The sequence below is a fragment of the Bradyrhizobium sp. 197 genome, from assembly GCF_023073375.1.
GTDB lineage: Bacteria > Pseudomonadota > Alphaproteobacteria > Rhizobiales > Xanthobacteraceae > Bradyrhizobium.
On record NZ_JADPJJ010000024.1, the window covers coordinates 173325 to 196437 of the forward strand.

The 23113-nt window shown below is 64.1% G+C and carries 21 protein-coding genes; 5 read left to right on the plus strand and 16 right to left on the minus strand.

Annotated features, from left to right (window positions below; translation table 11 throughout):
- Window positions 1–314: 314 nt before the first annotated feature.
- From IVB27_RS06210 to IVB27_RS06220, 3 genes are all read left to right on the plus strand, one after another.
- Window positions 315–1526 carry an efflux RND transporter periplasmic adaptor subunit gene (locus IVB27_RS06210; protein WP_247351789.1) on the plus strand — a complete coding sequence of 404 codons (1212 nt, stop codon included), beginning with the start codon at window positions 315–317 and terminating at the stop codon, window positions 1524–1526.
- Window positions 1523–4687 carry an efflux RND transporter permease subunit gene (locus tag IVB27_RS06215; RefSeq protein ID WP_247351791.1) on the plus strand — a complete coding sequence of 1055 codons (3165 nt, stop codon included), beginning with the start codon at window positions 1523–1525 and terminating at the stop codon, window positions 4685–4687. The genes IVB27_RS06210 and IVB27_RS06215 overlap by 4 nt, the downstream gene beginning before the upstream one ends.
- A 155-nt stretch (window positions 4688–4842) precedes the next feature.
- Window positions 4843–6033, plus strand: coding sequence for an ABC transporter substrate-binding protein (locus IVB27_RS06220; RefSeq protein WP_247351793.1), 1191 nt, complete (start codon window positions 4843–4845; stop codon window positions 6031–6033).
- A gap of 64 nt (window positions 6034–6097) precedes the next feature.
- Here IVB27_RS06220 and IVB27_RS06225 read toward each other — a convergent pair whose 3' ends face one another.
- From IVB27_RS06225 to IVB27_RS06240, 4 genes are read right to left on the minus strand one after another with little or no spacing between them, the layout of a single operon-like run.
- Window positions 6098–6499 (minus strand): MAPEG family protein, encoded by a 402-nt coding sequence (locus IVB27_RS06225; RefSeq protein ID WP_247442163.1) that lies wholly within the window; start codon window positions 6497–6499, stop codon window positions 6098–6100.
- Between the two features lie 27 nt (window positions 6500–6526).
- Window positions 6527–7609, minus strand: a complete 1083-nt coding sequence (locus IVB27_RS06230) for a lipocalin-like domain-containing protein (protein WP_247351797.1) — start codon at window positions 7607–7609, stop codon at window positions 6527–6529.
- Complete coding sequence (locus IVB27_RS06235; RefSeq protein WP_247442165.1) at window positions 7599–10061, minus strand: ABC transporter permease; 2463 nt, start codon at window positions 10059–10061, stop codon at window positions 7599–7601. The genes IVB27_RS06230 and IVB27_RS06235 overlap by 11 nt, the downstream gene beginning before the upstream one ends.
- On the minus strand, window positions 10058–10711 hold the full coding sequence (locus IVB27_RS06240; protein ID WP_247442166.1) for an ABC transporter ATP-binding protein: 654 nt from the start codon (window positions 10709–10711) through the stop codon (window positions 10058–10060). The genes IVB27_RS06235 and IVB27_RS06240 overlap by 4 nt, the downstream gene beginning before the upstream one ends.
- A 145-nt stretch (window positions 10712–10856) precedes the next feature.
- Here IVB27_RS06240 and IVB27_RS06245 point away from each other — a divergent pair, with 145 nt between their 5' ends.
- Window positions 10857–12182 (plus strand): MFS transporter, encoded by a 1326-nt coding sequence (locus IVB27_RS06245; RefSeq protein ID WP_247442168.1) that lies wholly within the window; start codon window positions 10857–10859, stop codon window positions 12180–12182.
- Window positions 12183–12290: 108 nt separating this feature from the next.
- On the opposite strand, the gene IVB27_RS06250 is transcribed toward IVB27_RS06245, so the two are convergent.
- The 11 genes from IVB27_RS06250 to soxX all read right to left on the minus strand — a co-directional run bounded on the left by IVB27_RS06250 (window position 12291) and on the right by soxX (window position 21593).
- On the minus strand, window positions 12291–14006 hold the full coding sequence (locus IVB27_RS06250) for an N-acyl-D-amino-acid deacylase family protein (protein ID WP_247442170.1): 1716 nt from the start codon (window positions 14004–14006) through the stop codon (window positions 12291–12293).
- A 49-nt stretch (window positions 14007–14055) separates the two neighbouring features.
- Window positions 14056–15264, minus strand: coding sequence for an MFS transporter (locus IVB27_RS06255; RefSeq protein WP_247442172.1), 1209 nt, complete (start codon window positions 15262–15264; stop codon window positions 14056–14058).
- A gap of 145 nt (window positions 15265–15409) precedes the next feature.
- Window positions 15410–15577 carry a hypothetical protein gene (locus IVB27_RS06260; protein ID WP_247351809.1) on the minus strand — a complete coding sequence of 56 codons (168 nt, stop codon included), beginning with the start codon at window positions 15575–15577 and terminating at the stop codon, window positions 15410–15412.
- 90 nt (window positions 15578–15667) lie between these two features.
- The gene (locus IVB27_RS06265; RefSeq protein WP_247351811.1) at window positions 15668–16705 is read right to left on the minus strand and encodes an MBL fold metallo-hydrolase; all 1038 of its coding nucleotides are present in this window, start codon (window positions 16703–16705) and stop codon (window positions 15668–15670) included.
- A 263-nt stretch (window positions 16706–16968) separates the two neighbouring features.
- The gene (locus IVB27_RS06270; protein WP_247442174.1) at window positions 16969–17427 is read right to left on the minus strand and encodes a DsrE family protein; all 459 of its coding nucleotides are present in this window, start codon (window positions 17425–17427) and stop codon (window positions 16969–16971) included.
- A complete protein-coding gene (gene soxB, locus IVB27_RS06275; protein WP_247442176.1) occupies window positions 17424–19175 on the minus strand; it encodes a thiosulfohydrolase SoxB in 1752 nt (583 codons plus the stop codon). Before soxB ends, IVB27_RS06270 begins: the two co-directional genes overlap by 4 nt.
- Window positions 19176–19230: 55 nt before the next feature.
- A complete protein-coding gene (locus tag IVB27_RS06280; protein WP_247442178.1) occupies window positions 19231–19536 on the minus strand; it encodes a hypothetical protein in 306 nt (101 codons plus the stop codon).
- Complete coding sequence (soxA, locus tag IVB27_RS06285; RefSeq protein WP_247442180.1) at window positions 19533–20396, minus strand: sulfur oxidation c-type cytochrome SoxA; 864 nt, start codon at window positions 20394–20396, stop codon at window positions 19533–19535. The genes IVB27_RS06280 and soxA overlap by 4 nt, the downstream gene beginning before the upstream one ends.
- The gene (soxZ, locus tag IVB27_RS06290) at window positions 20396–20707 is read right to left on the minus strand and encodes a thiosulfate oxidation carrier complex protein SoxZ (protein ID WP_247442181.1); all 312 of its coding nucleotides are present in this window, start codon (window positions 20705–20707) and stop codon (window positions 20396–20398) included. Before soxZ ends, soxA begins: the two co-directional genes overlap by 1 nt.
- A 15-nt stretch (window positions 20708–20722) precedes the next feature.
- The gene (soxY, locus tag IVB27_RS06295) at window positions 20723–21208 is read right to left on the minus strand and encodes a thiosulfate oxidation carrier protein SoxY (protein ID WP_247442183.1); all 486 of its coding nucleotides are present in this window, start codon (window positions 21206–21208) and stop codon (window positions 20723–20725) included.
- A gap of 25 nt (window positions 21209–21233) precedes the next feature.
- Window positions 21234–21593: a sulfur oxidation c-type cytochrome SoxX gene (soxX, locus tag IVB27_RS06300; protein ID WP_456651830.1), complete on the minus strand. Its 360-nt coding sequence runs from the start codon at window positions 21591–21593 to the stop codon at window positions 21234–21236.
- 227 nt (window positions 21594–21820) lie between these two features.
- Here soxX and IVB27_RS06305 point away from each other — a divergent pair, with 227 nt between their 5' ends.
- Entirely contained in the window at window positions 21821–22504 is a 684-nt protein-coding gene (locus tag IVB27_RS06305) for a DUF938 domain-containing protein (RefSeq protein WP_247442185.1), read from the plus strand.
- Here the strand turns inward: IVB27_RS06305 and IVB27_RS06310 are convergent.
- Entirely contained in the window at window positions 22494–23108 is a 615-nt protein-coding gene (locus tag IVB27_RS06310) for a DsrE family protein (protein WP_247442186.1), read from the minus strand. The two genes, IVB27_RS06305 and IVB27_RS06310, sit on opposite strands and share 11 nt — an antisense overlap.
- Between the last annotated feature and the right edge of the window lie 5 nt (window positions 23109–23113).

Consider the following 23113-nt stretch of genomic DNA (forward strand, 5'->3'; position numbering starts at 1 on the left):
ATCTAGCGGAGCCGGCTCCGGCCGTCATGTGCGAAGACGCTGGCCCCGCTCCCATCTCCAGCGGAGGGTGACCCCTTCGACGCACCGCCTCCTGCCATTGATGAGCCCGGCGAATAGCTCCATTCGCATCCCGCCCGCTAATCATCGCGTGCGAAGCCCGCTATGTCCGTGTCAACCCGCCATCCGGCCAGGGCATTCTTCCGAGCATTGCGCGTGCGATGGTCTTGAACAGTTCATCATTGCGACCCATCTTGTGGCGCCCGCGGGTAGAGGCGTACCCTGCCTTTTCCGCGGCTTTTAGGCGAGGACCTGGAATGAGTGGACCGGACGGAAGCGAGCAGTTTGTCAAAATGCACGATCTCGTTTCGCCTCGACCTCGCGCGATCGCCGGGCTTCTCGTTGCGGTATTCGCTCTCGCCGGTTGCGGCCAGCCGACGTCGCAGGCGGGTGCACCGCCGCCCGCGCCGGTGACCGTCGCCCAGCCGGTCAAGCGCACCGTCACGGATTGGGACGAATTCACCGGCCGCTTCGAGGCGACGGAGGAGGTGCAGGTGCGCCCCCGCGTCGGCGGCTTCGTCAACTCCGTCGAGTTCCAGGACGGCGCCATCGTGCATCAGGGCGATCTGCTCTACGTCATCGACCCGCGTCCGTTCGAGGCGGTGGCCGAGCAGGCGGACGGCCAGCTGTCCGACGCACGCGCCAAGGTGGAGCTTGCCAAGCGCGAGCTCGACCGTGGCTTGAGCCTGGTTCAGACCAGCGCGGTTTCCGAGCAGGTCGTCGACCAGCGCCGCCAGGCCTTGCAGGGGGCACACGCCGCGGTGTCGCAGGCCGAAGGCGCACTCAAGGCCGCGCGACTCAACATCGAGTTCACGCATGTGACTGCGCCGCTCACCGGCCGCGTCGGCCGCCATCTCGTCAGCCCCGGCAATCTCGTGCAGGGCAGCGACAACGGCTCGTCGACGCTGCTGACCTCGATCGTGACGCTCGACCCGATCTACATCTATTTCGACATGGATGAGGCGACCTTCATCAAATACAGCAAGCTGTGGTTCGAGGGTCGCCGCCCCAGCTCGCGCGATACCGCGAACCCGGTGCAGGTGACGCTCGCCGGCGAGACCAAGCCGTCGCATGAGGGCTCGATCAACTTCCTCGACAACCGCCTCGATGTCTCGACCGGCACGTTGCGCAGCCGCGCCGTGGTCAAGAACACCGATCTCTCGATCTTGCCCGGCCAATTCGGCCGTGTCCGGCTGATCGGCAGCGCGCCCTATGAGGCGTTGTTGATTCCGGACGTCGCGGTCGCGACCGACCAGTCCCGCAAGATCGTGTTCGTGGTGAAGCCTGATGACACCGTCGAGGCACGTCCTGTGACGCTTGGGCCGCTCGATGAAGGCCTGCGTGTGATCCGTGAAGGCCTGAAGCCCGACGATCGCGTCATCGTCAACGGCATCCAGCGCGCCCGTGTCGGCGCCAAGGTCGCGCCGCAGACTGCGCCGGCCGGTGGCAAGCCGGGTGACAAATCATGAATCTCGGCCGTCTCTCCATCAATCAGCCTATCCTCGCGATGGTGCTGTCGATCGTGCTGCTGATCGTCGGCGCGCTGGCCTATACCACGCTGCCGGTCTCCGAATATCCGCAAGTGGTACCGCCGACCGTCGTCGTCACCACGCAATATCCCGGCGCCTCCGCGCAGACCGTGTCCGACACGGTCGCAGCTCCCATCGAGCAGGAGATCAACGGCGTCGAGGACATGCTGTATCTCTACAGCCAGGCGACCTCGAACGGCCAGCTCACCATCACCGTCACCTTCAAGCTCGGCACCGATCTCGACAAGGCCCAGGTGCTGGTGCAGAACCGCGTCGCGATTGCGCAGCCGCGTCTGCCGGAGGAAGTGCAGCGCAATGGCGTCACCACGCGCAAGAACTCGCCCGACATCCTGATGGTCGTGTTCATGCTGTCGCCCGACGACACCTTCGACCAGCTCTACATCTCGAATTACGCGCTGCTCCAGGTCCGTGACCAGCTGCTGCGCATCGACGGCGTCGGCGACATCCAGATTTTTGGTGCGCGTGACTATTCGATGCGGCTTTGGCTCGACCCGGATCGAATCGCCAATCTCGGCCTGACCTCGGCCGAAGTGCTCGCCGCGATCCGCGCGCAGAACGTGCAGATCGCGGGTGGCCAGATCGCCGAACCGCCGATTTCCGACCGCGCCTTCCAGCCGAACCTCACCTTCACGGGGCGCCTGAAGGACCAGAAGCAGTTCGAGGACATCCTGATCAAGGCGGGCTCCGACGGCCGTACGGTACGCCTGCGCGACGTCGCGCGTATCGAGCTCGGTGCGCTGGCCTACTCCACCAACAGCTTCCTGTTGCGCAAATCGGCGGTCGCCATGCTGGTGACGCAGCGGCCGGGATCGAACGCCCTCGCGACCGCGAAAAACATCTCGGACACGATGACGAAGCTGAAGGAAAGCTTTCCGAAGGGCCTCGACTTCAATATCGGCTACAACCCGACCGAGTTTATCGCGCAGTCCGTCCACGAGCTGATCAAGACCATTTACGAGGCCATGTTGCTCGTGGTCATCGTGGTTCTGGTGTTTCTGCAAGGATGGCGGCCCGCGATCATACCGATCATCGCGATTCCGGTCTCGCTGGTCGGTACCTTCGCGGTGATGGCGGCGCTCGGCTTCTCCATCAACAATCTCACGCTGTTCGGTCTCGTTCTCGCCGTCGGCATCGTGGTCGACGACGCCATCGTGGTGGTCGAGAATGTCGAGCGACATCTCGAGCACGGCATGAGCCGGCGCGACGCCGCGCTGAAGACCATGGAGGAGGTCGGCGGCGCACTGGTGTCGATCGCGCTGGTGCTGTGCGCGGTGTTCGTCCCGACCGCGTTCCTGGGTGGTATTTCCGGACAATTCTTTCAGCAATTCGCCGTCACCATTGCGGTTGCGACCGCAATCTCCTGCTTCTGCTCCTTGACGCTGTCGCCGGCGCTGGCCTCGCTTCTGCTCGTTCCGCACGAGGAGAAGCGGCCGCCGGCGCGCTGGAACCTTCTCGCACGCGGCTGGAACGCTTTCACAGGCGTCTTCAATCGCGTGTTCGACCGTCTCGCGCATGGCTATGCCGGCCTCGCCAATTTCGTGATCCGGCATTCGGTGGTGATGATCCTGATCTATGTCGTGCTGATCGGCAGCGCTGGCTGGCTGATCGCGACCACGTCGCAGGGCTTCATTCCGGCGCAGGATCGCGGCTACGTCATTATCTCCGTGCAATTGCCGGGCGCGGCCTCGCTGGCGCGCACCACCGAGGTCGTGCGCGAGATCGAGCGGATCTCGCTGGATACGCCCGGCATCGTCCGCGTCGCCGCCTTCGCCGGCTTCTCCGGCGCCACGCGCACGCAGGCTGGCAACGCGGCGGCGCTGTTTCCGGTATTCGATGAGCCGGAGGCGCGGATGAAGAAGGGCCTGTCCGCGAACGCCATCACCGGCGAGCTGCGCAAACGCCTCGCTGCGATCCAGGGCGCCTTCATCATCGTGATTCCGCCGCCGGCCGTGCCCGGCATCGGCACTGGCGGAGGCTTCACCATCCGCATCCAGGACAGGCAAGGCCGCGGGCCGGAGATGCTCGCGGCCGCGACCGACGAACTCGTCGCCGCGGCGCGCAAATCGCCCTTGCTGCTCGCTCCGACGGTGTTCTCGCCGTTCTCAGCCAACACGCCGCAGCTCTTCGTCGACATTGATCGCACCAAGGCGCAGAAGCTCGGCGTTCCCATTGCCAACATCAATGACACGATCCAGACCTATTTCGGATCGACCTATGTCAACGACTTCAACCTGTTCGGCCGCACCTATCACGTCACTGCGCAGGCTGATTTCCCGTTCCGCAAGGAGCCCAGCGACCTCGCGCGGCTGCGCACGCGCAACGCCTCCGGCGACATGGTGATGCTCGGCAGCGTGGTCGACTTCAAGGATGTTTCCGGCCCTGACCGCGTCGCTCGCTACAATCTCTATGCAGCTTCCGAGCTCCAAGGCGAGCCAGCGCCGGGCGTGAGCTCGACCACCGCGCTCAACACCGTCAAGAAGCTCGCGGACGATACCTTGCCGAGCGGCTTCACCTTCGAATGGACCGACCTCTCCTACCAGCAAATCACCGGCGGCAATGCGGGCCTGCTGGTGTTCCCGATCTGCGTGCTGTTCGTCTATCTCGTGCTCGCCGCCCAATATGGCAGCTGGACCTTGCCGTTCGCGGTGATCCTGATCGTGCCGATGTGCCTGCTCGCCGCCACCATCGGCGTGCGCATCATGGGGCAGGACGTCAACATCCTCACCCAGATCGGCTTCGTCGTGCTGGTTGGGTTGGCGGCAAAGAACGCGATCCTGATCGTCGAGTTCGCCCGTGACATCGAGAAGGAAGGCAAGCCGCGGCTGGAAGCCGTGATCGACGCCTGCCGCCTGCGCCTGCGGCCGATCCTGATGACGTCCTTTGCCTTCATCCTTGGCGTGCTGCCGCTGGTGATATCGTCCGGCTCGGGCTCGGAGATGCGGCAAGCCGTCGGCGTCGCCGTGTTCTTCGGCATGATCGGCGTCACCTTGTTCGGCCTGTTGTTCACGCCGATCTTCTACGTGGTGGTGAGGAATCTGGCGGAGGGGAAGAACGAGAAGAAGTCCGAGGTCGTGGCGTGATGTTCCCACAGCGTCGTCCCTGCGAAAGCCTGGATGACGGCGCATTATGGTGCCGCCCTTCATACTAACGACCAACATGCAATGGATGGGCAGGCGCGGGGTTCTTCACTAATATCTGCGCGATTTCAAAACAGAACACTGCTGGGAGCTAACCTATGAAATCAGCACTTTTGGCCGCTGTCGCGACGTCGGCGTTGCTGCTGGCGGCGCCAGCCTTCGCGCAAGGCGTCAAGATCGGCATTCTCAACGACCAGTCCGGCGTCTATGCCGACTACGGCGGGAAATACTCGGTCGAAGCTGCCAAGATGGCGATCGAGGATTTTGGTGGCGAAGTGCTCGGCCAGAAGGTCGAGATGATCACCGCTGATCACCAGAACAAGCCTGATCTCGCCACCTCCATCGCGCGGCGCTGGTACGACACCGACAACGTCGACATGATCACGGAACTGACGACGTCGTCGGTGGCGCTGGCCGTGCAGGAATTGTCGAAGGAAAAGAAGAAGATCGACATCGTGGTCGGTGCGGCTTCCTCGAGCATCACCGGCGCTGCATGCTCGCCCTACGGCTTCCACTGGGCCTTCGACACCCATGCGCTTGCGGTTGGCACCGGCGGCGCGCTGACCAAGGCCGGCGGCGACACCTGGTTCTTTCTCACTGCCGACTATGCGTTCGGCTACGCGCTCGAGAAGGACACCAGCGAGATCGTCATCCATAATGGCGGCAAGGTGGTCGGCTCAGTGCGCGTGCCGCTCAACTCTTCGGACTTCTCCTCCTTCCTGCTTCAGGCGCAGAGCTCGAAGGCGAAGATCGTCGGTCTCGCCAATGCCGGCCAGGATACGACCAACTCGATCAAGCAGGCGGCCGAGTTCGGCATCGTGCAGGGTGGCCAGAAGCTAGCCGGTCTCCTGATGACTCTCGCCGAGGTGAACGGTCTAGGCCTGCAGGCGGCACAAGGCTTGGTCCTGACCGAAGGCTTCTATTGGGATCAGAATGACACCACGCGCGCCTTCTCCGAACGCTTTTTCAAGCGCACCGGCCGGATGCCGAGCATGATCCACGCGGGCACCTATTCCGCGACGCTGAGCTATTTGAAGGCGGTCAAGGCGGCCGGCACAAAGGATACTGAAGCGGTTTCCAAGAAGCTGAAGGAGCTGCCGGTCGACGACGCCTTCGCCAAGGGCAAGGTGCTGGAGAACGGCCGCATGGTCCACGACATGTATCTGTTCGAGGTCAAAAAGCCCTCGGAGTCGAAGAAGCCGTGGGACTATTACAAGCAGCTCGCGGTTGTTCCGGGCGATCAGGCATTCTTCACCGCCAAGGAAAGCGGCTGCCCGCTGACGAAGTAGGCTTCTTGTGTCCCGGACGCGGTGCAGCGCCTCTCGGCGGTGCACCGCAGAGCCGGGGCCCATGCTACTTCACGCTGTCGCCCACCAGCCGCAATACCAGGGCTCCCAGCGCCCCCGCCCACAGCGCAATCGCGGCGATGCCCTGGATCATGAAGCCCGGGCCGCGTTTTGCGGCGGCCTTTGAATAGCCGATGAAATAGACGATACGACCGGCGATCCAGACCGCGCCGATTCCCGCTGCGATCGCGTCGCCGATATAGATCGCGAACAGCCAAAGAGCCGGCAGGAAGATCGGCATCCATTCCAGCGTGTTCATCTGGATTCGGAACGCGCGCTCGAAATCCGGATGGCCCGACATTGCCGGCACCTTGACGCCGGTTTTGGTGCGCGAGCGTGACACGTTCATGGCTGTGAAGAAGTAGAACAGGATCGCCAGCAGCGTGACGAGGCCGGTGAGGTGATACATCGCTAATCCCTTCGAAGAGGTCCCGGTTCAATACCCGGTCAGCTCGAGATAGCCAACGCCGTCATGCGTGCCGGCAAAGCTGATCGGCCCTTCCCAATAGGAGAAGCCGGTCCCCATCCAGGCTTTTGGATTGAGCGGCTTGCAGAGGATCGAGAACGATCGCGAGGGGATCGCGATCTGCCATTCCACCGGCAGCTTGCGTCCCGCGACCTCGGCGGTCGCCCTCGGACTCATCTGGATGTCGTTGCCCGCGATCATTTGCGTGTCGCCGGCGGCGCTGATCCAGTTGCCGAACGGATAATCCTTGCCGCCCTTTTGGCGCAGCCGGTACAGCATCAGCTTGTCGCCCGACGCGAGATGCAGCGACAGCCAGTCCCAGCCGGTCTGGTCGGTGTCGAGCGGCTGACTGCTCCATTCGCGGTCCATCCAGGCCTGGCCGGAAACATCGAGCGTCTTTTCGTCGATGGTGAGCCTGCCGCGGGCGCGATAGAACGGCTGGCTGTAATAGTAGGAGGCCTGCCCGCGCTCCGACTTGCGGCTGTAGCCGCCATCGCCCTGCAATATCAAGGGACGATCGGCCTCTAACGTCAGCGCGTAACTGAAATCGGCACCCGAGGCCTTCAGCGTCAGCGGCGCCAGGGTTCGGTCGCCGATGCGCTCGGATCCGTTCATCGCCCAATCGTCGATCCAGGCCGCAAACGGCTTTGCCGTGACGCCGGCTTGGCCCACACCGCCGCGCGAAAACAGTTCGCTGAAGCGGTGGGTGTCGGCGCGCGTCACCGCGGCATGCGCCATCCAGATTTGCTGATTGGCCCAGCCCTCGCCTTGCGGTCCCGGCTGCGCTGCCTGGCGGAACAGCGTCCATTGCAGGCCGCAAGCCGCGCCGCCGGCATCGACGAGATTCGCCGTGAGATACCACCACTCGATACGAAACTCCGGGTGCGGCCCGTGATCGTTCGGAAAGGCGAACGTTTTCCCGGGCGTTACCTTCGCAAAGCCGTCGGCCGTCCCGCCGAGCCCGGCATAACCTTGCGCGCTGGCGCGGCGAACAGCCGCGAGCGCGGCGATGCCGCCGGCGAAAGTGCGCCGCGAAATCCTGTCAGCGTTCATTGGCAAACACCTTGACGAGGTTCGCCGGCTGCATCCGTGCCAGTCGGATCATCGGCAGCAGGGCGGCAAGCAACGCGGCGAGCAGCGCGACCGCGACCAGCTCGACCAATTGCAGCGGAAACACGTGGAACGGCAGCCGCCAGCCGAACGCTTTTACGTTGACGATCGCGATCAGGCACCACGCCACCAACAGTCCGAGCGGCACAGCCAAGAGCGACGTGAACAGCGCGGTCGACAGCGTCTTGGTCAATTCGATCGCGGCGAGGCGAGGCCGCGTGATGCCGATTGCCCAGAGCGGCGCGAGCTGTGGCAGGCGCGAGTTCGCCAGTGTCAGCAAGCTGGTCAGAAGCGCAATCCCGGCGACGCCGAGCGTGAACGCATTCAAAGCGGAAGTGACGGCAAAGGTGCGGTTGAAGATGCGGATCGATTCCGCTTTCACCGTCGCCTGGTCGGCGACGCTGCGGTCGTCGAGCGCAAATTGCTTCTGCAGCGCTGCGATCAGGCCGGGGATATTCTCCCTGGCGACAATGAGGCCGATCCGCGTCTGCGGCGTCTGCGGAAATTGCCGGATCAGCGCCGCGACATTCACCGCCAGCTGGCCCTTGGGGTTGCCGTAGTCGGCATAGATGCCAACGATGTCGAGCTCCCAGGTCCCGCCCGGCGCCGGCACCTCCAAGACATCGCCGACGCGGACGTTGAGGCGGCGGCTCAGCTGCTCGCTGATGAAGGCGGCATTGCCGGGCACGAGCTGGGTCCAGGCGCGTGGCGCGGCCTCCAACAACGGCCAGCGCTCGCGATAGAGCGCGTGGTTGGGCAGGCCGAACAGCTCCACCGGCTGGCCCTGCACTTGCGTCTCGGCACGCCCGCCCGACAGGATCGCCTGGACATCGCGGCGCTCCTTCAGCCAGTTGCGGATCGCGACGGCTTTCGCATTGTCGGAGGCGCTGATGTAGACGTCGGCTGCGAGCCGCCCGTTGAGCCATCCGACGAAAGTGCGGCTGAACGTTTCCACCATCGTGGAGACGCCGACATTGACGGCGAGCGCGAGCAGCAGCGCCATCAGCGCCAGCGACAACCCGGAGAGCTGTTGCCGGCTGTCCGCCCAGAACCACAGCGCGAGCGGTTTTCGTGCACAACGCTGACCGACGAGCAGGATGAGTTCGAGGAAGGCCGGCAGGATCAGGGCCGCGCCGAGCATCAGTGCTGCCAGCACGCCAAAGCCCGCGATCAGCGATTGTCCGTACTGGAGCAGCAGCAGCGCGACCGCGAACACGGCGCATGCAGCCCCGCTCTGCAGGATCAGCCAGCGGCGCTGCCTCTGTTGCCAGGCGCGCGGCTGCGCGGTCGCCAGCACCGGCATCCTGACCGCCTTGATCAGGCTGGTCGCGGCCGCGACCAGCGCGCCGGCAATGCTGATGCCGATACCCGCGAGCCACCATTCGGAGCGCAGCGTGAGCTGTCCCGGGATCTGCGCGCCATAGAGCCCGCGCAGCGACGCCGCGACGTCGGGCAACAGCGCGGCGGCAATGAAATAGCCGCACACCAGCCCGATCAGGCCGGCGACCAGCGCCAGTGCCACCAGCTCGACCACCAGCACGGTGTTGACCAGTCGCGCCGAGGCGCCGCAGGCCCGCAGCGTGCGCAGCATCGGCAGCCGCTGTTCGAAGGCGAGACCGACGGCCGAATTGACGATGAAGAGACCGACGAAGAACGACAGCAGGCCGAACGCGGTGAGGTTGAGATGAAAGCTGTCGGTGAGGCGCTCCAGCTCGGTCTCCGCATTCGGCTCGACCCGCTGCAACTGGTCGCCGACGACGCTCGCCAATGGCGCGGGCTTGCCCTTCGGTTTACCGATCAGAAGCCGCGAGATCTGGTCCGGCTTGTTCAGCAGCCGCTGCGCCACGCCGATATCGACCACCAGCACGTCGGGCACGAGCTGCGGCAGCACGCGCAGCGGCGGCAGTTTTGCGCCGTTGCTGATCGGTGGTGCCGCGCCTTCCTGCTCCTGCACATCGCTCAGCGTCTCCCGCGCCACCAGCGTCTGGCCCGGCGGCGCGATGAAGCTGCCGAGATCCGAAGCACCGAGGCGCGGCGCGTTGCCGACATCCGCCGGCAGCGTCACTGGCTCGATCCCGAGCAATCGCACCGAGCGTCCGTTGACCTGGACCCGTCCCTCCAGCATCGGCGAAACCGGCCAGCCGGCGCGGCGGAGCTTGACGAACAGCTCCTGCGAAAAGGTCGCGGCATCAGGTGCGACCAGCATCGCGGTGCGCGCGCCGCCGAAGGTCGCCGCGGCGCGGTCATAGGCGTTGCGTGCCTGCTGGTTGATCGCCTGCACGCCGCTCCACAGCGCGGTTGCCGAAATCAGCCCGATCAGGAGCGTCGCGAACTGCATCTTGTGGCGCCGCCAATGGCTGAGCAGCACGGCGAGGATCCAGAGCGCGCGCCTCATGCGATCCGGCCTGCATGCAGGATGACCTGGCGATCGAGTGTCGCAGCTAGATGCAGGCTGTGCGTCACCATCAGGAAGCCGCAGCCGGTGCGCGTGACGAGATCGCGCGTCAGGGCCAGCACGTCCTCGGCGGTGGCCTCGTCGAGATTGCCGGTCGGCTCGTCCGCCAGCAGCAGCGAGGGCTTTGTCGCCAGCGCACGGCCGATCGCGACCCGTTGCTGCTGCCCGCCTGATAATTGTTCTGGATAACGCTTGAGCAGGCTGTCGAGCCCGAGCCGCTCGATCAGCTCCCTGGACCAGGCTGCATCATGCCGGCCGGCGATCCGCGCCTGGAAGGCGAGATTGTCCGCGACCGAGAGCGACGGGATCAGATTGAATTGCTGAAACACCAGGCCGATCCGATCGCGCCGCAGGCCTGCACGCCCCGCATCAGACAGCTTGGTGACCTCGGTGCCTTCCAGCCGGATCGTGCCGCCATCGGCGGCATCGAGCCCCGCGATCAGGTGCAGCAGCGTGCTCTTGCCGCTGCCGGATTCGCCGGTCAGCGCGACCCGTTCGCCGGCCTTGAGGTCGAGATCGACGCCGCGCAGCACATGGACCGGCTCGCCGGCCGAAGAGAACGTCTTGGAGAGGTTTCGAATGCTCAGCACGATGAATGGCGCCGGACGGAATTAGCGGAATTGCTGCGTAGCACACTTGCTCCGGAAATGCCGGGTTGCGTTGGTCTCGAAGCCGTTGTTAGCTCCCACGACGGTCAAATCAAAAAAGTGCCAAAAAGACGACGGGGGGAGAATCATGAGCGCTCAGGGAACGGCAGCGGTGGCGGGCAAGACGACGGGGACGCCAAAGGGAGCCTGGACGGTCACCTTTCTGCTGTTTCTGTTCATGCTGGTAAACTTCGCCGACAAGATCGTCGTCGGCCTCGCCGGCGTGCCGATCATGGCAGACCTGAATCTCCAGCCGGAGCAGTTTGGTCTGCTCGGCTCCTCGTTCTTCTTCCTGTTCTCGATTTCCGCCATCGTAGTCGGCTTCATCGTCAACAAGGTGCCGACACGCTGGGTGTTGCTCGCGCTGGCGGTGGTCTGGGCGCTGGCGCAGTTTCCGATGGTCGGCACCGTCTCGTTCACCACGTTCTTGATCTGCCGCATCGTGCTGGGCGCCGGCGAAGGCCCCGCCTTCTCGGTCGCCGCGCACGCGATCTATAAATGGTTCCCCGACGAGAAGCGGACGCTGCCGACCGCGATCCTGTCGCAAGGTTCGGCCTTCGGTGTGATCCTCGCGGTGCCGGCGCTGAACTGGATCATCGTCAACCATTCCTGGCACTATGCTTTCGGCGCGCTCGGCGTCGTCGGCCTGATGTGGGTTTGTGCCTGGCTCGCGTTCGGCCAGGAAGGCCCGCTGGAGGATACGCAGGCTCTGGCAGCGACCCAACCGAAAATCCCCTACTTGCGCCTTCTGACCTCACGCACCTTTCTCGGCTGCGTGATCGCGACCTTCGGCGCCTATTGGGCGCTGTCGCTCGGCCTCACCTGGTTCACGCCATTCATCGTCAAGGGTCTTGGGTTCACGCAGAGCCAGGCCGGCTTCGTCTCGATCCTGCCTTGGGTGTTCGGCGCCACAATCGTTATTCTCACGGGCTGGATCTCGCAGGTGATGAATGCGCGCGGCTATACCACGCGCATTTCGCGCGGCGTGCTCGGCTCGGTGCCGCTGATCATCGGCGGTCTGATCCTGGCGACGATGCCGCATGTGCAGGGCGCTGGCTTGCAGATCGCGCTACTCGTCGTCGGCTCGGGCCTGTGCGGCGCAATCTATGTCGTTTGCCCGCCGATGCTCGGCGAGTTCACGCCGACGTCGCAGCGCGGCGCGATCCTCGCGATCTACGGCGCGCTCTACACGCTCTCCGGCATCATCGCGCCGAACGTCATGGGCGCCGTGATCCAGCGCTCCGGCAGCATGCTCGACGGCTACATGACCGGCTTCACCATCAACGCGGCGGTCATGGTCGGCTCCGGTCTGCTCGGGCTGCTTCTGCTCTGGCCGAACACGGAAAGGGCCAGGCTGACCGGTAGTGCAGCCCCGCAAGCTGCGCCGCTGAAGAGCGCGGTGTCGGCGACGTAAGGAGCGCGCTGCTCGTTCCAACCAACACTGTCGTCCCGGCCTCGTGCGCAATTGCCCACTAGGCCGGGACGACACCGGAGATAGAGGCAGCGCCTCCGCGCCTTAGCGCTACTGCATCCCCTGCGCACCCCGAATCAACTTCCCCGGCCGTCTTCCCGTGGCCTCGCCCTGCCGTCGCGTCACCATGCCCGACACGATCGTCGCCTCATAACCATCGACATCCTGCAACAGCCGCCGTCCGCCGACCGGCAGATCGTAATGCACCTTCGGCGGATGCAAATGCAGCCGGTCATAGTCGATTACATTGACGTCGGCTTTATAGCCGGGAGCGATCAGCCCGCGATCGGTGAGGCCGACCGAGAGCGCGGTCTTGCGCGATTGCGCGGCGACCACGAACGGGATCGTCAGCTTCTCGCCGCGCTTGCGGTCACGTGTCCAGTGCGTCAGCAGATAGGTCGGAAAGCTCGCGTCGCAGATGATGCCGCAATGCGCACCGCCATCGGAGAGGCCGGGCACCGATTGCGGATCGATCAGCATCTCGCGCGTCGCGTCCAGATTGCCGTCGGCATAATTGAGGAACGGCACGTAAAGCATGCCGCGGCCGTCGTCCGACAGCATCGCCTCATAGGCGAGCTCCTCCGGCTGCCGGCCCTGCTTGCGCGCCTGCGGGCCCAGCGCGTTCTCCGGCGGCTGCTCGTAATCGGGGGGATCGCCGAGCAAGAACATCTTGTCGTAGTTGGGACGGAAGAACAGCGGATCGTCGGTCGCGGTCGCCGTCTCGCTCAAAATTGCCTCGCGCACCTCGCTTTGATGCAACCGCGCCAGCCGCTGCTTCAGCGGCAGATGCGCGATCGCCTTGTAGCTCGGATGGGTCTGGAACGGGTTTCGCGACAGCTCGAGCCCGAGGAGGAGGCCGACGGGCCGCGCGGCGATCTGCGCGGTGATCGAGAGGCCGCGCTTCGCTGCCGCATTGATCTCGTCCAGCGTCCGGCGCCAGCGCTGCGGCGCCTTGTCGTTCTGCGTGATCGAGAACGAGATCGGGCACTTCGTGGTGTCAGCCACCCGCAGCATCATCGGCAAGTCTTCGTCGATGGTGGAGAGATCGAGCACGAATTGCAGAACGCTGCGTCCCTCACGATGCATCGCGCCCGCAATCGCGGTGAGCTCGTCCTCGCCGGCCTTCAGCGTCGGCGTGAAATCGCCGGTCGAGGTGCGGTGGTTGAGGGTGCGAGAGGTCGAGAAGCCCAGCGCGCCCGAGCGCACCGCCTCGCCCGCGAGCTTTGCCATCGCCGCATTGTCTTCCGCCGTAGAAGGATCGCGGCGCGCGCCGCGCTCGCCCATGACATAGACCCGCAGCGCCGCATGCGGCAGCTGCGCGCCGACATCGATGTCGAAATCGCGCTTGGAGAGCCATTCCATGTAATCCGGAAAGCTCTCCCATGCCCAGGGGATGCCGGCGCTCAGGACGGGCTCGGGAATGTCCTCGACGCCTTCCATGAGCTGGATCAGGCGGGTGTGGTCGGCGGGCTTGCACGGCGCAAAGCCGACGCCGCAATTGCCCATGATCGCGGTGGTGACGCCGTTCTGCGAGGACGGCGTCATGTCCTGGCTCCAGGTGACCTGGCCGTCGTAATGGGTGTGAACGTCAACGAAGCCCGGCGTGACGAGCTTGCCGCGCGCGTCGATCTCTTCCTGTCCCTTTGCAGCGACCTTTCCGATCTTGCTGATTCTGCCGCCGGTGATGGCGATGTCAGCCTCGAACAGCTCGCCGCCGCTTCCATCTGCGACCGTGCCGCCGCGGATCACGAGATCAGGGTTGCTCATGGTGTTTCTTCCCGGTTTGTTGTTGTTTCTTGTCGTCCCGGCGTTGCAGCTACGCCTTGGCTTGCCGCTTCCGCTCCGTGAACGGCGACAGCACCACCGTCGCCAGCATGAAGATCACGGACGCCCCGAACACCCAATGCGGCGCGCTCTGGTCCATGATCCAGCCGAACAACAGCGGACTGACGATGCCGCCGAGATTGAAGCCGGTGGAGACGATGCCGAAGGCGCGGCCTGCCGCGCCGGGAGGAGCTGCATTGCGCACCAGCATGTCGCGCGAGGGTGCGATCACGCCGGAGAGGAAGCCCGCCATCATCATCGCGGCCGTCAGGATCCAGCCGGGCAGCGTCACCAGCGCGATCAGCAGCACGATCAGCGCATTCGCAGCGAAGCAGGCGGCGGCGACATAGCCGTGGCGCTCGGTGTGGTCGGCGAGGAAGCCGCCCGCGAGCACGCCGACGGCGCTTGCACCGAGGAACGCGGTGAGCGCGACATTGGCTGCGGAATAGGTCGCGCCATAGCCACTCATCAGCGCCACCACGCCGAAATTGTTGATGCCGGCCACCGACAGACTGAGCAGCATGAACAGCGCTGTCAGCGTGATCAGCGCCGGCGTGATGACGGCCTGCTTCGATGCGCTCTCGTTGCCCGGCTTTGATTTGTGCGCGCCGGCATCGGGAATGTTCATGGCCACCAGCAACAGCGCGACCAGAACACCGATCGCGCCCGATGCGATCAGCGCACCGCCACCGCCAGACACCGTGACGAGAGCAGCAACGATTGCGGGTGCGACCGCGCCACCAAAATAGCCGGCAAAAGTGTGGATCGAGAACGCACGGCCCATCCGCGCTTCGTCCATGTGCTCGGCGAGGATGGCGTAATCGGCGGGATGGTAGACGCTGTTGGCGAGCCCGAGCAGCACGGCGCAGGCGATCAACGAGGTGTAGCTCAGGTGCAGGCCGAGCAGGATCAGCGCAATCCCGCCGAGGGTGAGGCCGCCGAGCAGGATCTTTCGCGCGCCAAAATGGTCGACAAGATAGCCGGTCGGCGCCTGCGTCAGCCCCGATACCACGGCGGACACGGTAAGCGCGAAGCCGAGCTCGACATAGCCGACGCCGAGCTGGCTTTTCAGGAACGGGAACAGCATCGGCAGGACCAGCAGATGGAAATGGCTGACCCAATGCGCGATCGAAATTCCGGTCAGCGTGCGTAGCGCGCTGTCCGCCTTGCCTTGCTGCGGTGCGGCAAGAACGTCAACCATTGCAGTTCCGTTTCACGTCATTTGGAGACGCGCAAATTATCGGGGACAGCGGTTATTTGTCCATGAACGCAGGCGCATGGCAGGTAGCAGAGGTGACTGGCTGCGATCTCGATCATTCAGCGGTCGTAGGGCGAACATCACCCCCTCACAACGGCTCATCGTCATTCCCATGGCGATCACGCTTCGGTGTAGCAAAATCGCCGTCTTCGTAATCGTCGTCGATCTCGCGCGGGGGCGGAGGCTGCTTTGCCTTGTTCTCGGCCGTCTTGGTCTTCGTCTTTGGCGGCTCGCTCGGCTTGCCGATCTTGGCCATGGCTACTCCCGGATGGTGATGCTGCATCCGTCCTAGCCCGACTATATGGGCGGTTCCTGATCTATCTCAAGAATGGCGGCGAGGCCGTCGTCAGTGCACCACCGGCCCGCCGGCCTTCTTCCAGGCATCGATCCCCCCGGCGATATGCGCGGTGTTGGTGAGCCCGGTCTCCTTGGCGGCGGCCACAGCCATCGCCGAGCGTTCGCCGAAGGCGCAGAAGAACACGACGCGGCGGCCGGTGGCGGCCGCGACCTCGCGCAGCATGCCGCCGGGCTTGAGGCTGTCTTCAATGGATGGATAGGGCGTATGCAGCGCGCCTTCGAGCATGCCGTGCTTCATCCGCTCATTGGTCTCGCGCAAATCGACCAGCAGGATGTCGGGCCGGCCGAGCGAGCGGATCGCCTCGACGGCGCTGAGCGCGCGGCCCTCTTTCTCGAGCTCCTCCTGATGCAGGCCGACATGCATGTTGGCGGGCACTGCGACGTCCATCATCTTCGGATTGGGCAGCTTCAGATTGGCCATCAGCTCGATATAGTCGTCGACCGAGCGCACCTGGAGCCGCGGATTGTAGCGCTTCTCCTCGCCGATGGTGGAGACGGTGTCGCCCTTGTAGTCATGCGCCGGGAACACCATCGTCTCGTCCGGCAGCTTCAGCAGCCGATTGAAGATCGACTCGTATTGTGCGCGCGAAGATCCGTTCTGGAAATCGGTGCGACCGGTGCCGCGGATCAGGAGCGTGTCGCCGGTGAAGACGCGGTCGCCCATCAGATAGGAATAGGAATCGTCGGTGTGGCCGGGCGTGTACATCACGTCGAGCGACAGGCCCTCGATCGTCACCTTGTCGCCGTCGGCAACCCGCATCGCCACCACGTCGGCCTTGGTCTGGTCGCCCATCACGGTCATGCAATGGGTGCGGTCGCGCAGCTCGCCGAGGCCGGTGACGTGGTCGGCGTGCAGATGCGTGTCCACCGCCTTGACCAGCTTGAGGTCGAGCTCGCGCAGCAGCTGGCAGTAGCGGTCGACCTTCTCCAGCACGGGATCGAGGATCAGCGCCTCGCCGCCGGGGCGGCTCGCCAGAAGATAGCTGTAGGTACCCGAAACACTGTCGAAGAGCTGGCGGAAGATCATGGCAAGACCCGGCGTGAGCTAATTCCAGTTTCTACTACGCCATGGGCTGAAAAGAGAAGCAAGTCACTGTGTCGGGAGTAAATAGGGAATAATATTTTACGTACCGTTCGCGGCGGCCTCGCTGTGGCCATCCTTCGAGACGCTCGCCTTTGGCGGGCCCTCAGGATGAGGGCGTCTTCGCGGGGAAGTCCTCGATCCTCATGGTGAGGAGCGCCGCCTTACGGCGCGTCTCGAACCATGCCGGCCCGCGCGCCCGCCAAAGATTACGGCCGCACCAATGTGTACCCATTCTCCGCCAGAAACAGGATCTGCCCGACCCCGACTTGCACCGGTGTCGCCGCGGGAATGAACTCCGGCCGCTTGCCCGTCTCCCGCTCGATGGTGTCGACGGTGTTGAGGCAGATGTCGAAGCGTACGCCTTGCGCGATCAGGCTCTCGACCTGCTTGCGGCGCTCGCTGCCTGACAACAGGAGATCGATGCCGGGACCGAACGCCACCACCTCGATCGCAATTTTGTCGGGGTCGTAGGCCTTCAGCAAATTGTTGGCGACGCTCAGCACCAGCGCCTGCTTCTTGGCATCGCCATCGGAGAGCTGCAACACGACCTTGTGCTCCGCGAACGGCTTGTCCTGGAGCGGCACCTGCTGCGCGTAAGCGAGAGGCGTGGTAGCGAAGGCGAGCAGCGCCAGCAGCATCGCGGATAAGATCTGCGATCGCATCATCCCTGTCCTGCAATACCTGGATTGCCCTCGACGCCTTTCAGCGTAACGCCGGAGCCGAGCCGCTCCTGTAACATCCGGCCCGAGCGCAGATGTTTGGCGACGACCTCCCACACCGGCGCGCCTTGCTGGCCATTGACGGAGGCCCAGCCCGCCACCTTGTAGCGGTGGTTTGCGGAAACCGCCTTGCCGCCATTGAGCTTCAACTCGGAGATGCGCCTGCCGATCGCAGCCGTCGGGGTGCAGGTGTAGCGGAGCCCGCCGGCGCGCACCATGTCGCCGCCCTGCTGGTAATAGGGATCGGCGTTGAAGAGATTGTCGCAGATGTCTTCCAGCACGTCCTTGATCTGCGTGCCGGTCATCTCCTGCACATAGGTCTCGGGATAACTGATCGCGGTTTCCGCAAGCAAATCCTCCATGGTCAGCGCCTGGCCGGACAGCGCGGTGACGCCCCAGCGGAAGCCCGGCGACAGCGCGACCTCGGCATCGAGTTCGCTGCGCAGCGCGGTGCAGATCAGCTCGTCGACCGGGCCGGCGAAATTGTCGCGGCGATACAGCAGGCGGTCGGGCGTTGCGATCTTCTCCGACCAGTCGGTGACGAAGGGCGCCCGCAACCGGCCGATCAGTTCGGCCATCCCGGGATCGGGTTTCAACAGCTCGGAATAGACCGGCAGCAAATGATATTTGACGTCGCTGACCTTGCCCTTGTCGAGCGCGAGGTCGAGCACGGCCAAAAATTTTCCGTTGGAGCCGGCGTTGGTGACGAGCGTGGTGCCGCTCGCGTTCTTTACTGCGATCGGCTGCGGGATCGCATCATGGGTGTGGCCGCCGAGAATGACGTCGATGCCGGTGACGCGGCTTGCGAGCTTGAGATCGACGTCCATGCCGTTGTGCGACAGCAGGATGACTGCGTCGACCCTGTCGGTGCGGCGCAAGCCATCGACATGCTTCTGGAGCTCTTCCTCGCGGATGCCGAAGGTCCAGTCCGGCGTAAACCGTTTGGGATGCGCGATCGGCACGTATGGAAAGGCCTGGCCGACGATCGCGACGCGATGGCCACCTAGCTCCTTGATCACCGAGGGCTTGAACACGCGCCCCGTCGCCTTGTCGAAGGCGGGCGCGTCGTTGAATGCGGCTTCCTCGGTGAGAAAAACGTTCTGCGCCAGGAACTCGCCTTTGAAGCGCCCGAGATTGTCGCGCAGCGCCTGCTCGCCATAGGTGAATTCCCAATGCCCGGTCATCGCCTCGATACCGAGCAGGTTTGCGACCTCGACCATGTCGCGGCCCTGCATGATGTTGGTGAGCCCCGTGCCTTGCCAGAGATCGCCGCCGTCAACGAGCACGGAGTGCTTTTCGCCGGCATCGCCGCGCAGGCGATCGATCAGCGTCTTCAGATGGGCGAAGCCGCCGAGCTTGCCGAAGCGGCCTGCGGACTTCTCGAACTCGAAGCAGCTGAAGGCATAGGCATCCGCGCTGTCGGGCCGGATGCCGAAACGTTCGAGGAAGGCGCGGCCGACCAGATGCGGCGGCCGTCCCGCCATCTCGCCGATGCCGATATTGACGCTGGGCTCGCGAAAATAGACCGGATTGAGCTGCGCATGCGTGTCGGTGAGGTGAAGGATGCGCGCATTGCCGAACCGTTCGAGGTCGTAAATGCTCGCGGCCTCGGCTCCGCGCGCAAGCCGCGGCAGGCTGAGCGATGCGGCGGCGAGCCCAGCATTCTTCAGGAAATCGCGGCGGCGGATCGCCATCCAGAAATTCTCCGCGCCCTCTAATGGTCGCAAGGCTGTTGCACGAGCGAACAGTCTAGCGGATTTCCATCGCCTTCCAGGCTTCTTTTTCGGAAATGGCCTGGAAGATCGAGGCCTTCGCCAGCGCCTCGGCCTGCTTGGCTGCGGCGACGGCCCGGTCGAAATCGCCGCCATCGCCCGCTTTCTTCGCGGCGGCCAGCGCCGAGACGGTCACGGTCCATTGGTGACGCAAGCTGGCGGCCTCCTTCGACGCGGCTTCGGCGGCGGAATAGGCCGTCTTGTAATCCGCCTCATTTGCCGCGCGCGCCGCCGGCGCGAGGCCCAAGGCGAGCAGCATGGCGAGAGGAAGTGACCGCTTCATGGCCGCGCTCCCGGGCCTGATATCGGCAGACCGTTGGCGACGTAGGACAGGAAATACTCGACGTCGCGATATTCGTCCGCCTGCGGCTCCAGCGGAACCGCACGGGTCTGGCTGTTGCAGGTGACGAAGCGGCGGGTGGTCGTGCCCATACCGCTCCATTCGGAGCGGTAGATCGGCATCGCGTTCAAGATGCCCAGCGCCGGCGCCAGGATCTCGGCGCGGATGCGCTCGCCCGGGCTCTGCACATGGCAGCTCGCGCAGGAGAAATTCATCTGGCCACGTCGGGTGTAGAAATACCGCTTGCCGTTCTCGAACGCCGCGAGCGCGCGGGGATCATCGGGAATCTTGATGTCCATCGGCTTGCCGCGCGAGGTGAAGGCCATGTACGCCGTGAGCGAGGCCATCTCGTCCTTGACGTAGGAATAGGGCGCCTCGCCATTGGCCTCGCGGCAGCGGTTGAGCGCCAGCTCCAGCGTGACGACCTTGCCTTCCTTCTCGTCGAAGTAAGGATAGTTCTGGCGGACGCCGATGCCGCCGTTCGGGAAGCAATCGGCATAGGTCTTGCCGTTCTTGAACGGGGTCGCGAACATTTCCTTGCCGGCGTCGAGCGCGAACTCGTAAGGCGGGAATTCCTCCTTCTCCTGCCACTGCCGCTTCATGTCCTCGTTCATGGAATAAGGACCGTTGACGAAATCCTCGTGCTTCACGGTCGGAAACTTCTGGAAGAAGAAGTTCTGGAACGCTTTCGCATCGGCAACGGGATCGACCTTGTCGGCCGCGACCACACGCGGAGAGGCGAGGGCGAACGCGACGAGCGCGGCGCTCAACGAACCAAGCAGGAGAGAGATGCGGGCCTTCATCACGCGATCTTCGCGGTGGTGGTGTCCGAGCCACCCTTGTTGTCGGTCCAGGAGATCTTGAGATCGTCGCCCTTCTTGGCGCCCTTGAAGCTGAACTTGACGTAGGGGTCCTTGGAAATGGCGGTGCCCCAATCGGCGACGAAGACGTCCTTGCCGTTACATTCGAACTTCAGCTCCTGGATGTAATGCGCGGGGATCAACTCGCCCTTGGCATCCTTGACGAAGCCGGTATCCATGGGATGCTGGATCAGCGCCTGAACCTCTGTGATGTCGCCGTTGGCGGTGGCGCGGACGCGAATGCTGGATGCCATGTCGAACTTCCTCGCTTAGCCGCCGCAGCCGCCGACGGTGACTTTGACTTCCTTGGTCGCGCTGTAGAGCTTGCCGTCGGCCTCCACGATTGCGACGACGTTGGTGGTCTTGGCCATCTTCAGGCGGTTGGCGACACCAGGGATCGTGCCTTCGGGAATCTTGTAGCTCGCGGCCAGCGCGCTCGGATTCTCGGCCACGAAGAACGAGATCGAGGTGACCTTGTCGAGCGTCGTCGTCACCGAGATCGGCACGACGCCGCCGTTCTCGGCGATCTCGGGGGCGTCGAGCTTGACCTTGTCGGACGGCTCGGCGGTCCTGCCGTAGAGCGCCTTGATGGCGTCCGCTTCGCTCTTCTGCCTGAAGGCCTCTTCCGGATATTTGTCGTTGGTCGCGGCGCGCGCGGGAGCGAACGGCAGATTGCCGAGGCCGAGCAGCGCGACCGAGGCCGCGCCCTGGAGGATCAGGCGCCGCGTCGCGCGTGGGCCGGTGAGTGCGGTCATCTCAGGTCTCCTGGCGTGCCGGCGGTCACAGGGTTTGCAGGAAATCAACGATCGCGCTGATCTCCTGTTCGGTCAAAATCCGGTTCCGGCCGAACGGCGGCATCATGGTCTGCGGATTACGCTTGGTCTCGTCGAAGATGATGGCGGTCAGCTCGTTGCGATCGGGGTACTTGGCCTTGAGATCCTTCAGTTCCGGCCCAATCGTTCCCGGCAGGTCGCCACCCTTGATGACGTGGCAGGTCAGGCAATTGCCCTTGCCGCGGTCGAAAGCGAGTTTCTGGCCCTCGGTCACGGCGGATTGCGCCCGCACCGGGGTCGCGGCCGCCAAGAGCCCCAAGGCGGCCAGCGCAACGAGCAGGGCGGGTTTGCAGGGAAAGGCGGTCAAGGCGTCGTCCCGAAACATGATCTGGTGTACCAAAGATAGTGCTCAAAAGCACACCCGGCTCGTTCTGACAATCAAGACTATGCAGGCCGCAAAATGGAGTTAATATCTTCTGCATTGCAACTTAAGGAGCTAGTTCGTCCGTAGGGCCTGTTGGGGCCAGTCATTTTTTCTCGGGCGCTTGGCTCTGATCGCGTTTTCGTCTGCTTCTTCTTTTCCGGGGACTTCAATTGGCTGAATATGTCGTCGAATTTGGCAGGGACGGCGGGCGGGTCGAGTCGGATGGCCGCCTCGATGCACCCGCGTTTCATCGCAATCACGAATCGCTCTGGGCGGTACTGGAAAAGCATCTTGCCGGCTGCACCGGCGACGTGGTCGAGCTCGGCAGCGGAACCGGGCAGCACGTGGTCCACTTCGCCCGCCACACGCCCGGCCTGATCTGGTGGCCCAGCGATCTCAACCAGCGCCACCTCAAGAGCATCGAGGCCTGGCGCGTTCATGCCGGCCTGCAAAACATCCGCTCGCCCTTGCGGATCGATCTCACGGATCCCGACTGGTGTCCGGAGATGACGGGCGGGCAGGGGCCGACAAATCTTGCCGCCGTGTTCTGCGCCAATGTCATCCACATAGCGCCATGGGAGGTCGCCGAGGGCCTGTTCGCCGGCGCCGGCCGCTATTTGCGGGCCGACGGCAAGCTGTTGCTCTACGGCCCCTTCAAGCGCGACGGCAAGCACACCGCGCTCAGCAATGCCGTGTTCGACACATCCTTGCGTGAAGGCAATCCCGACTGGGGCGTGCGCGACATCAGCGACGTCGAGAGCCTCGCACGCGGCGCAGGTCTTCGCCTCGTCGATACGATCGACATGCCGGCGAATAATCTGACGCTGGTGTTTTCGCGTGACCTCACGGTTTGATGTAGCTCCAGCCCTGCTCCTGCAGCTCCATAACGCGGACGACGCCGGATTTAACAACCGTCGCCTGAGCAATCAGGTTGATGTCCTTGTTCTCCGCCTTACGCATATTTTCCTGGGTGTTTCCGCAGGCCTTGAAAGAAATTTCGGGATGGCTCATCGCGAGCACCTCGATGCGCGGCTTTACCGGCGAAGTGTCATCGCGCAGCATGTGAAGGCCAGGGCCAAAGGTGACGACTTCGATCGACACAGCCTCACCGAGCTCGCGGTAGTATTGCGCGACGTTGGTTGCATTGTTGAGTACCAAGTTCATCATCGCGGGTTCGTTGGAATTCACTTGCAGGATCAGCCGATGCGACTTATTGGCGATCTCGGGTTTTGTTGCTTGAGCCAGCCGCGTCTCACTCGCGGGGGCCCGGTTAATTGTTTGATTCTGCGCCGGCTTTCTCGCCTGCCTGTGTCCGCCCGGGTGTTTCTGATTGCTCGCTACGCTCTCACTCGCCTGCGGGATCATATGGTTGTCCGACTCGGCCTGGACGTTTGGCCCGACCAGCAACATCATCGCCAAGCCGCCGATGACTGCGATTGCCGACTTCAGACTGATCATCTTGT